Below are 10436 nucleotides of genomic sequence, written 5' to 3'. Positions count from 1 at the left end.
ATGCAGCCCGGAGGAGGCGTCGGAGGGGGCTCCGTCCTCCGGATGCTGCGCGAGCGGGCCGTCGCGCACGGCAGCCTCACCGCGGAGCAGGCCGCGAGCCCGGTCTTCGGCGGAGCGCCGCTCCCGTCACCCGGACACGCGCACGGCGGCCACGACCACGCCGGTCACGACCACGCCGGTCACGACCACGCGCACGCCACGCCGGAGCACGTCGGCCGGCACTGAGCGACGCGCCCGGCGCCCCGGCGCGACCGGTCCCCGGGGCGGGGCTAGACTCGGCTCGCCACGGGAGGGGAGTATCCCCGACGCGGTGTCCTCGTCATCACGGGCGGCCGTCCGCCCCGGGGCGCCGGTCCGTCCTCGGACGGGAGAGACCTCCGGCCACTTCGTCGTGACCGGAAGGACCCCGCATGACCGTCCCCACCTGGGTGTGGGCCGTGACGATCGCCGTCACCGCTCTCCTGCTCGCCGTCGACATCCTCGTCATCGGCCGCCGGCCCCACCGCCCGTCCACCCGGGAGCTGACCGTCGCGCTCAGCGGGTACATCGGCGCCGCGGTCGTCTTCGGCCTGGGCCTGTGGTGGGTCGCCGGGGGCCAGTACGCGGGGGAGTTCTTCGCCGGCTGGCTCACCGAGTACTCGCTCTCGGTCGACAACCTCTTCATCTTCATCCTCATCATGGCGAGCTTCTCGGTGCCCGAGCAGTTCCAGCAGTACGCCCTCATGGTCGGCATCGTCATCGCCATCGTGCTGCGCGGCATCTTCATCGCCGTCGGGGCGGCGGCCATCAACAGCTTCAGCTGGGTCTTCTACGTCTTCGGCGCCTTCCTCGTCTACACGGCCGTCCAGCTGGCCCGCAGCGGCGGCACCGAGGACGACGAGTACGAGCAGAACCGCTTCATGCGGTGGGTGACGGCCCGCTTCCGCGCCACCGAGACCTACGACGGCACGAAGCTGTTCACGACGGAGAACGGGGCGCGCGTCGTGACGCCGCTCTTCGTCGTCATCCTCGCCCTCGGCACCACCGACCTCCTCTTCGCCCTGGACTCCATCCCCGCCATCTACGGGCTGACCAACCAGCCGTACATCGTGCTCACCGCCAACCTCTTCGCCCTCATGGGCCTGCGGCAGCTCTACTTCCTCATCGGCGACCTGCTGCGCAAGCTCGTGTACCTCAGCTACGGCCTGGCCCTGCTGCTCGCCTTCATCGGCGTCAAGCTCGTGCTGCACGCCCTCCACGAGAACGACCTGCCCTTCGTCAACGGCGGCCAGCACGTGCCGGTCCCGGAGGTGCCGATCGCGGTGTCCCTCGGCGCCATCGTCGTCATCCTCGGGGTGACGACCGTCGCGAGCCTCTGGCGCACCCGGACCCGCCCCGAGCTCGTGCGCGGCGGCTCCGGCCACTCCTGAGCGCACGCGCCGGGACGGCTCACGCCGCGGCGGCCTCGGCGGGGTCCTTGCGGGCCCCGAGCCCGAGCACGAGGGCGGACGCCGCGACGACCAGCGCCATCCCCGCCAGCTGGCCCGGTGCGAGCCGCTGGCCGAGGACGAGGAGCCCGGCCAGGGCCGCACACGCGGGCTCCAGGCTGAGGAGGATGCCGAAGACCTGCGCCCGCAGCCGGCGCAGCGCGAGCAGCTCCAGCGAGTACGGCAGCACGGAGGACAGGACGGCGATCCCGAGCCCCTTGAGGAGGGTCTCGGCCGTCCACGACGGGACGCTGGCGACCCCGAAGGGCAGCGTCACGAGCGTCGCGAACACCATGGCGAGGGCGAGCCCCTCGAGCCGGGGGAACTCCGCCCCGGTGCGACCGGAGAGCACGATGTACGCGGCCCAGAAGCCCCCGGCCGTGAGGGCGAGGAGGATGCCCACCCACTCCAGCTCGGCGAGCGGGACGTCGAGCGCCTCGGAGATGAGGACGACCCCCACGGCGGCGGCGAGGACGGCGAGCCCGTCGAGCAGCCGCCGGGAGAGGGACGCGGCCAGGGCGAGCGGGCCGATGAACTCGATGGTCACGGCGACGCCGATCGGCAGGTGCGCCAGCGAGCCGTAGAACGCGAAGTTCATGAGGCCCAGGGCGACGCCGAACGCGCCCACCGTCGCCCAGGCGCGCCGCGAGTGCCCGCGCAGCCGGGGGCGGGCGACCGCGAGGAGGACGATCGTGGCGAAGAGCAGCCGCATGACGACCGACCCGCCGGCCCCGATCTGCGGCACGAGGGTCGCGGCCAGGGCCCCGCCGAACTGCACCGACACGATCCCCGCGAGGACGAGCACCGGCGCGGGGAGGCGGTCGGCGGTCGTCACCGCGACAGGCTAACGAGGGTCGGGGGAGCGCCCCGGACCCGTCCACCGCGCCCTCGCCGTCGACGCGGGCGCCGGACGTGTCACCAGCCGCGCTCGCGCCACTCCTCCAGGTGCGGCCGCTCGGTCCCGATCGTCGAGTCGCCGCCGTGGCCCGGGTAGAACCACGTGTCGTCGTCGTAGACGTCGAAGACCCGGTCGGTGACGTCGCGGTAGAGGTCCTCGAAGCTCTGTCCGGGTTGCTTGGTGTTGCCTACGCCGCCGGGGAACAGGCTGTCGCCGGTGAAGAGGTGGGTCACGCCGTCCGGTGCCGTCCACGACAGCGCCACCGACCCGGGGGTGTGTCCGCGCAGGTGGACGACGTCGAGGGTCAGCTCGCCGACGGCGACGGTGTCGCCCTGACGCAGCCGCACGTCCGGGGCCAGCGGCAGCGCGTCGGCGTCGTCGGCGCCGGCGTAGGTGCGGGCGCCGGTCTCGCGGGCGACCTCGGGCAGGGCGCGCACGTGGTCCCAGTGCTGGTGGGTGGTCACGAGGTGGTCCAGCCGCCCGGTCCCCTCACGGACGAGGGCGAGGCAGCGCTCGGCGTCGTCGGCGGCGTCGACGAGCAGCTGCTCGCCGGTGGCGGTGCAGGTGAGGAGGTAGACGTTGTTGTGCATGTCCGAGACCGACATCTTGCGCAGCGTCGCGGCGCCGAGGTCGCGCACGTCGCTGGGACCGCCGGGGGTCACGTCACCGGTGTAGGCCATGGGTCATCGTCCTCCGGGGAGTCGGGGCAGGGGGTCTGCGTGCACGCCGTCGGTGAGGCCGCGGGCGAGCCAGGCGAGGAGGCCGGCGGGGTCGCCGTCGACGGTGGCCGTGCCGGCGCCGACGGTCCACTCCCGGCCGCCCGTGGCCCGCAGGGTGACGTCGGGTGGGTCGTCGACGGCCCGGAGCCGCGTGACCTCCTCCTCCAGCAGGGCGTCGACGAGGTCGGGCTCGAGGTCGGCGAACCCGAACCCCGCGTCGAGGTCGACGTGGTGCAGGACGACCTCGCGGACCCGCATGACCGGGAGGAAACCGGCGGCGACGTGCGACCCGCCGGGCGTCCGCTCCAGCTGCCGGTCGGCGTGCTCGGGCGTCAGCCGGGCCAGGGCCAGGGCGACGAGCCGTCCGGTGTCGCGGACGTCGAGAGCCTGGGTGCGGGCGTCGCGGTGCGCGCCGGCCTCGATGTCGGCGTCGCGGGCCTGCGCCGAGGCGTACATCGGCTCCCCGGTGTCCTCGACCGCGGACCGGCACAGGGTCGTCACGGCCTCGGCGTTGCGGGCCAGGTGGCTGAGCACGTGGCCGCGCGTCCACCCCGCGCACAGGCTCGGGGCGGCGACGTCGTCCAGCGCCTCGGCGGTGGCGTCCAGCCGCGACTGGTGGGTGTCGAGGACGGCGAGCCAGTCGAGGTCGGGAGCCATGTCCCGGACGCTACCCCCGACCGGCGGCCCGCTCCGCCTCGACGATCGCGTCGGCGGCCTGGACCAGCGCCAGGTGCGAGAACGCCTGCGGGAAGTTGCCGACGAGCCGCTGCGTCGAGGGGTCGTACTCCTCGGAGAGCAGCCCGAGGTCGTTGGCCACGCCGAGCAGCCGGTCCATGAGCGCGTGGGCGTCGTCGATCCGGCCGACCCGGGCGTAGGACTCGGCAAGCCAGAACGAGCAGGCGAGGAACGGGTTCTCCTCGCCGTCCAGGCCGTCGACACCGCTGGAGGTGCGGTAGCGCACGAGGAAGCCGTCCTTCATGAGGTCCTCCTCGACGGCCTTCACCGTCCCCTTCACCCGCTCGTCGTCGGCGGGCAGGAAGCCGACGGTGGGGAGGAGCAGCAGGGCGGCGTCGACCTCCCTGGTGTCGTAGTGCTGGGTGAAGGTGCCGCGCTCGGCGTCGTAGCCCCGCTCGCAGACCTCGGCGTGGACGGTGTCGCGCAGCTCGCGCCAGCGCTCGACGTCGCCGTCGTGCCCGTCCTCCTCGACGCCCTTGACGGCTCGGTCGAACGCGGCCCACACCATGACCCGCGAGTGGGTGAAGTGCCGCGCCTCGCCGCGGACCTCCCACAGCCCGTGGTCGGTCTGGTCCCAGTGGTCGGCCAGGTCGTCGACGAGGGCCTTCTGCACCGCCCAGGACTCGTCGGACTCCTCGACCCCGAGCTTGCGGGCGCGGTCGAGCGCGATCATCACCTCACCGAGGACGTCGCTCTGCTTCTGCCCGACGGCCCCGTTGCCCACGCGCACCGGCCGGGACCCCTCGTAGCCCGGCAGGTGGTCCAGCTCGCGCTCCGGCAGCTCGCGGGCGCCGTCGACCGCGTACATGATCTGCAGGTCCGCCGGGTCGCCGGCGACGGCCCGGACCAGCCAGTTGCGCCACAGCTTGGTCTCCTCGACGTACCCGCAGCCGAGCAGCGCCTCCAGGGTCAGCGAGGCGTCGCGCAGCCAGCAGTACCGGTAGTCCCAGTTGCGGCTGCCCCCGATGTCCTCGGGCAGGCTCGTCGTCGGCGCCGCGACGATGCCGCCGCGCAGCTCGTCGGTGAGGAGGCGCAGGACGAGCAGCGAGCGGGTCACGGCCTCCCGGTAGCGACCCTGGTGCTCGTGCCGGTCGGCCCAGTCGTCGAAGTGGCGGACGGTGTCCTCGAGCCGGGAGTCGATGTCCAGGGCCCCGGGGACCTCGCTCCACGAGGGCACCCAGGTCATCGAGAAGTCGTACCGCTCGCCGGCCTTGACCGTGAAGCGGTCCCGGTGGTGGTGGTCCTCCGGCTCGGGCAGCCGGTCGCCGCGCAGGACGAACATGTCGGGGCCGGCGATGGCCCGGATGACCTCGGTGCCGGTCTCGTCCTCGACGCGGGAGACCCAGGGCAGGACGGCGCCGTAGCCGGTGCGCACGACCCACTCGTGGTCCATCTCGACCTCGCCGTCGAGCCCCTCGACGATGCGGACGAGGTCGGCCCGGTCGTCGCCGAAGGGCATGAGGTCGGTGACCCGGACCCGGCCGGTCGCCGTCTCGTGCACGGTGTCGAGGACGAAGCTGTGCTCGCGGTAGGAGCGGGTAGCCGTCGCCTCCTCGACGGGGCCGAGGAACCAGCGGCCGTGATCGTCCGTGCCGAGGAGCGAGGCGAAGCAGGCGGGGGAGTCGAAGCGCGGCAGGCAGAGCCAGTCGACCGCGCCGTGGCGGCTCACCAGGGCCGCGCGCTCGGTGTCGCCGAGGAGGGCGTACTCGTGGATCGGGGTCGTCACCCTGCCGACCCTAGACGCCGCGCCCCCGCCGACCCGACACCTTCGACGGCGGCCGTCCGCGCTGATGAGGAGCCTGTCGGTGGTGACACCTAGAGTTGCCGTCGTGAGTCATGACCACCTCGTCGTCCGTGGTGCCCGCGAGCACAACCTCAAGGACGTGAGCGTCGAGATCCCCCGCGACGCGCTCGTCGTCTTCACCGGCCTCTCCGGGTCGGGCAAGTCCTCCCTCGCCTTCGACACGATCTTCGCCGAGGGCCAGCGGCGCTACGTCGAGTCGCTGTCGGCGTACGCCCGGCAGTTCCTCGGGCAGATGGACAAGCCGGACGTCGACTTCATCGAGGGGCTCTCCCCGGCCGTCTCCATCGACCAGAAGTCCACCAACCGCAACCCGCGCTCGACGGTGGGCACCATCACCGAGGTCTACGACTACCTGCGCCTCCTCTTCGCCCGCGCGGGCCGGCCGCACTGCCCGGTCTGCGGCGAGCCCATCACCCGGCAGAGCCCGCAGCAGATCGTCGACCGGCTCCTCGAGCTCCCCGACCGCACCCGCTTCCAGCTGCTCGCGCCGGTCGTGCGGGCGCGCAAGGGCGAGTACGTCGACCTCTTCAGCGAGCTCCAGGCCAAGGGCTTCTCGCGGGCCCGGGTCGACGGCGACGTCGTCGCGCTCACCGACCCGCCGAAGCTCGAGAAGCAGGTCAAGCACAGCATCGACGTCGTCGTCGACCGGCTCGTCGCCAAGGGCCCGGACGACACGACGGGCAAGCGCCGGCTCACCGACTCCGTCGAGACCGCGCTCGGCCTGGCCGGAGGCGTCGTCGTCGTCGACTTCGTCGACCGCGAGGAGGGCGACCCCGAGCGCGAGCGCCGCTTCAGCGAGAAGATGGCCTGCCCCAACGACCACCCGCTGTCGATGGACGAGGTCGAGCCGCGCTCGTTCTCCTTCAACAGCCCGTTCGGCGCCTGCCCCGACTGCACCGGCATCGGCACCGAGCTCGAGGTCGACCCCGGCCTCATCGTCCCGGACGACGACCTCAGCCTGTCCGAGGGCGCCATCGCCCCGTGGGCGACGGCCTCCGGCGCCGCCGACTACTTCCAGCGGGTCATGACCGCGCTCGCCGAGGAGATGACGTTCTCGATGGACGCCCCGTGGCGGGCGCTGCCCAAGCGGGCCCAGGACGCGCTGCTCCACGGGCGCAACCACAAGGTGCACGTCCGCTACCGCAACCGGTTCGGCCGCGAGCGGTCCTACTCGACCGGGTTCGAGGGCGCCATCCCGTTCGTCAAGCGCCGTCACTCCGAGACCGACTCGGACTGGAGCCGTGAGCGCTACGAGGGGTACATGCGCGAGGTGCCGTGCCCGACGTGCAAGGGGGCGCGCCTCAAGCCCGAGTCGCTCGCCGTGCTCGTCGGCGGGCGCTCCATCGCCGACGTCGCCGGCATGGCCATCGCCGACGCCGCCACCTTCTTCTCGGGCGTCGACTTCACCGCCCGCGAGCGGCAGATCGCGGCCCGGGTCATCAAGGAGATCGACGCCCGGCTCGGCTTCCTCCTCGACGTCGGGCTCGACTACCTCAGCCTGGACCGGCCGGCGGGCACGCTGTCCGGCGGCGAGGCGCAGCGCATCCGGCTGGCCACGCAGATCGGGTCCGGCCTCGTCGGCGTCCTCTACGTCCTCGACGAGCCGAGCATCGGGCTGCACCAGCGCGACAACCACCGCCTCATCGAGACCCTGACCCGGCTGCGCGACCTCGGCAACACCCTCATTGTCGTCGAGCACGACGAGGACACGATCGCCCAGGCCGACTGGGTCGTCGACATCGGCCCGGGCGCGGGGGAGCACGGCGGCCAGGTCGTCCACGCCGGCACCGTCGCCGACCTGCTCACCCATCCGGAGTCGCTCACCGGCAAGTACCTGTCCGGCCGGCGCGAGATCCCGACCCCCACCACCCGCCGCCCGCGCGAGAAGGGCCGCGAGGTCACCGTCGTCGGCGCCACCGAGCACAACCTCGACAAGGTGTCGGTGTCCTTCCCGCTGGGGACGCTCACGGTCGTCACGGGAGTCTCGGGCTCGGGGAAGTCGACGCTCGTCAACGACATCCTCTACAACGTCCTCGCCAACAAGCTCAACGGCGCCCGGCACGTCCCGGGGCGGCACAAGACCGTCACGGGCGTCGACCAGCTGGACAAGGTCGTCCACGTCGACCAGAGCCCCATCGGGCGCACCCCGCGCTCCAACCCGGCGACGTACACCGGCGTCTTCGACCACGTCCGCAAGCTGTTCGCGACGACCGAGGAGGCCAAGGTCCGCGGCTACCAGCCGGGCCGGTTCTCCTTCAACGTCAAGGGCGGGCGCTGCGACGCGTGCTCCGGCGACGGCACGATCAAGATCGAGATGAACTTCCTCCCGGACGTCTACGTCCCGTGCGAGGTCTGCCACGGCGCCCGGTACAACCGCGAGACGCTCGAGGTCCTCTTCAAGGGCAAGTCGATCGCCGACGTCCTCGACATGCCGATCGAGGAGGCCGCCGACTTCTTCGCCGCCGTCCCCGCCATCGCGCGGCACATGCGGACGCTCAACGACGTCGGCCTCGGGTACGTCCGGCTGGGCCAGCCCGCCCCGACGCTGTCCGGCGGCGAGGCGCAGCGCGTCAAGCTCGCCTCCGAGCTGCAGAAGCGCTCGACCGGCCGCACCGTCTACGTCCTCGACGAGCCGACGACCGGCCTGCACTTCGAGGACATCCGCAAGCTGCTCGGGGTGCTCCAGGGCCTGGTCGCCAAGGGCAACACGGTCATCGTCATCGAGCACAACCTCGACGTCATCAAGAGCGCCGACTGGCTCGTCGACCTCGGCCCCGAGGGCGGCAGCGGCGGCGGCCGGGTCGTCGCCGAGGGGACGCCGGAGCAGCTCGCGACGGTCGAGGAGTCGCACACGGGGCGCTTCCTCGCCCCGATCCTGGCCCGGACGGCCCGCACCACCGAGCCCACGCGGTCCGGGTCCGGACGGTCCTCGGGGTCTGGCCGGTCCGCCGGCTCCGGCCGGTCGGCGGCCAAGGGCTCCGCGTCCTCGCGCCGCGACCCGGCGCGCGCGTCCGGCTCGGGCCGGACGACGACGCGCGCCTCCGGGCGCGGTTCGGCCCGCAAGGCCGGCTGACCGGGCCCTCCCTGCGGGTTGGGGGGCCTGCTCACCGGTCTCGTCCCCGGTCCGGCCCGCAGGGCCGGCTGACGGGTTCTTCTGGCTGGTGGTTCCGCCGGACGACCGGGCACGTCCGGTCCGATCGGACAGTGTCCGATGGTCCACAGGCGCCGTCCAGGGTCGGACGGGACACTGAGAGGACCCACAGGCACCGACGGAAGGCGACCCGATGAGTGAGCACGACACCCCCGAGCCCGGCTGCGACTGCGTGAGCCGCCGTCAGACCCTGCGGTACGTCGGTGCCTCCGGGGTCGTCCTCGCCGGAGCCGGCACGCTCGCCGGCTGCGGCGGCGAGGTGGAGCAGACCGCGAGCAGCGCGGCCGGAGCGGCGAGCTCGGCGGCGAGCTCCGCCGCGGGCGAGGCCGGGGACGCCGTGAAGAAGGCGGAGATCCCGGTGGGCGGCGGCAAGGTCTTCGAGTCGCTCGACGCCGTCGTCACCCAGCCGACCGAGGGCGAGTTCAAGGCCTTCTCCGCGACCTGCACGCACGCCGGCTGCCTCGTGAACCAAGTGGGCGACGGCACCATCGACTGCCCGTGCCACGGCAGCAAGTTTGACATCGCCACCGGCGCCGTCGTCGAGGGCCCCGCCAGCGAGCCCCTCCCCGAGAAGTCCGTCACCGTCTCCGGCGACGGCCTCTCCGTCACCTGACCCCTTCGCCCTCCCACCACCCCCACCCCCACCCCCGGTGACATTTCGGGGTCACCCCGAAATGTCACCGAGAGCACCTGTTCGTAAGCGCGGTCTCGGCGACGAACCGGGGTGTCGGCCGCCGGACGCCCCGGTCGTCCACAGGGCGCGTCGCGCGCGCGGGTCGTCCACAGATCGACGGGACGACCCGCCACCGCTCGACGCGGGGACGCACCCTCGGTCCATGGACGACTTCTCACTGCTCGCGCAGCTCCACGACGGGGTGTTCATAACCTCCGAGGCCCTGCGGCTGGGCGTCTCACGCCAGACCCTCAGCCGCGCCGTCACATATGGCCGGCTGCGGCGGCTCGCCCGCGGCCTGTACGCGACCGGCCCGGCGCCCGCGCGGGACGAGGACCGACACCTCGAGCTCTGCCGCGCGCTGCGGGTCGAGTACCCGGACGCCGTGCTGGCCGGGCACTCGGCGGTCGTCGCGCTCGGCCTGCCCGTGTGGGGGGCCGACCTGGGGTCGGCTCTGCTGCACCGCCCCGTCGAGCGACAGCTGCGGCGCAGCGGCGCCACCATCAGGCCCGGCGACCCCGGTGAGGTCGTCGTGGAAACGCCTGTCGCGCCGGCGACGGCGGCGGTCACCGCCGTGGTCCAGGCCGCCCTCGACCACGGCACCCTGGCCGGCCTGGTGTCGGCCGACGCCGCTCTGCACACCCGGACCATCGACGCGAGGGAGCTCACAGCGGAGATCGAACGCCGAGCGGGTCACCGTCACGTCCAGCGCGCCCTCGCCATGCTCCAGCTCGTCGACCCGGCGGCGGAGAGCCCCGGGGAATCCCGGCTGCGCGCGATGCTCGTGACGTCGGGACTGACGGTGGAGTCTCAGGTGGTCGTCCGCGACGAGGACGGGTCGTTCGTGGCCCGCGCCGACCTGCGGATCGCCGGGACCCGGGTGCTCGTCGAGTTCGACGGGCGGGTCAAGTACGCGGACGGCGGGGTCGCGGCCGTCGTGGCGGAGAAGTACCGCGAGGACCGCCTGAGGTCGTTGGGCTGGCTCGTCGT

At 73.1% G+C, this 10436-nt stretch carries 8 protein-coding genes and 1 pseudogene; 5 read left to right on the top strand and 4 right to left on the bottom strand.

The annotated features are described in order from the left end of the window. Window positions 1–225: pseudogene (locus EPD83_RS19010) on the top strand (hypothetical protein); the annotation flags it as partial. A 185-nt stretch (window positions 226–410) separates the two neighbouring features. Beyond that, window positions 411–1409 carry a TerC family protein gene (locus tag EPD83_RS19005; protein WP_128365854.1) on the top strand — a complete coding sequence of 333 codons (999 nt, stop codon included), beginning with the start codon at window positions 411–413 and terminating at the stop codon, window positions 1407–1409. Window positions 1410–1428: 19 nt separating this feature from the next. Here EPD83_RS19005 and EPD83_RS19000 read toward each other — a convergent pair whose 3' ends face one another. The 4 genes from EPD83_RS19000 to EPD83_RS18985 form a co-directional block, all read right to left on the bottom strand. Further along, on the bottom strand, window positions 1429–2301 hold the full coding sequence (locus EPD83_RS19000) for an EamA family transporter (RefSeq protein ID WP_128365853.1): 873 nt from the start codon (window positions 2299–2301) through the stop codon (window positions 1429–1431). 80 nt (window positions 2302–2381) lie between these two features. Continuing rightward, on the bottom strand, window positions 2382–3044 hold the full coding sequence (locus EPD83_RS18995; protein WP_128365852.1) for an MBL fold metallo-hydrolase: 663 nt from the start codon (window positions 3042–3044) through the stop codon (window positions 2382–2384). A gap of 3 nt (window positions 3045–3047) precedes the next feature. Continuing rightward, window positions 3048–3740, bottom strand: a complete 693-nt coding sequence (locus EPD83_RS18990; protein WP_128365851.1) for a maleylpyruvate isomerase family mycothiol-dependent enzyme — start codon at window positions 3738–3740, stop codon at window positions 3048–3050. Window positions 3741–3750: 10 nt separating this feature from the next. Next, the gene (locus EPD83_RS18985; RefSeq protein ID WP_128365850.1) at window positions 3751–5544 is read right to left on the bottom strand and encodes a glycoside hydrolase family 15 protein; all 1794 of its coding nucleotides are present in this window, start codon (window positions 5542–5544) and stop codon (window positions 3751–3753) included. Between the two features lie 64 nt (window positions 5545–5608). On the opposite strand from EPD83_RS18985, the gene uvrA reads away from it, so the two are divergent. From uvrA to EPD83_RS18970, 3 genes are all read left to right on the top strand, one after another. Continuing rightward, window positions 5609–8695, top strand: coding sequence for an excinuclease ABC subunit UvrA (gene uvrA / locus EPD83_RS18980; RefSeq protein ID WP_128365849.1), 3087 nt, complete (start codon window positions 5609–5611; stop codon window positions 8693–8695). A 211-nt stretch (window positions 8696–8906) separates the two neighbouring features. After that, the gene (locus EPD83_RS18975; RefSeq protein ID WP_128365848.1) at window positions 8907–9386 is read left to right on the top strand and encodes a Rieske (2Fe-2S) protein; all 480 of its coding nucleotides are present in this window, start codon (window positions 8907–8909) and stop codon (window positions 9384–9386) included. 223 nt (window positions 9387–9609) lie between these two features. Continuing rightward, window positions 9610–10436 (top strand): type IV toxin-antitoxin system AbiEi family antitoxin domain-containing protein (locus EPD83_RS18970; RefSeq protein WP_205859617.1); only part of this gene is annotated, 827 nt, incomplete at its 3' end.

The organism is Phycicoccus flavus (assembly GCF_004025965.2).
GTDB classification, from domain to species: domain Bacteria; phylum Actinomycetota; class Actinomycetes; order Actinomycetales; family Dermatophilaceae; genus Phycicoccus; species Phycicoccus flavus.
Note: the sequence above shows the minus strand (reverse complement) of the source record. Positions and strands in the feature narration are given on the sequence as shown.

Excerpts from the sequence above, each read along its gene's own strand:
- EPD83_RS18975 (WP_128365848.1), top strand. The coding sequence starts at position 8,907 with ATGAGTGAGCACGACACCCCCGAGCCCGGCTGCGACTGCGTGAGCCGC.
- EPD83_RS19005 (WP_128365854.1), top strand. The coding sequence starts at position 411 with ATGACCGTCCCCACCTGGGTGTGGGCCGTGACGATCGCCGTCACCGCT.
- EPD83_RS18995 (WP_128365852.1), bottom strand. The coding sequence starts at position 3,044 with ATGGCCTACACCGGTGACGTGACCCCCGGCGGTCCCAGCGACGTGCGC.
- EPD83_RS18990 (WP_128365851.1), bottom strand. The coding sequence starts at position 3,740 with ATGGCTCCCGACCTCGACTGGCTCGCCGTCCTCGACACCCACCAGTCG.
- uvrA (WP_128365849.1), top strand. The coding sequence starts at position 5,609 with ATGAGGAGCCTGTCGGTGGTGACACCTAGAGTTGCCGTCGTGAGTCAT.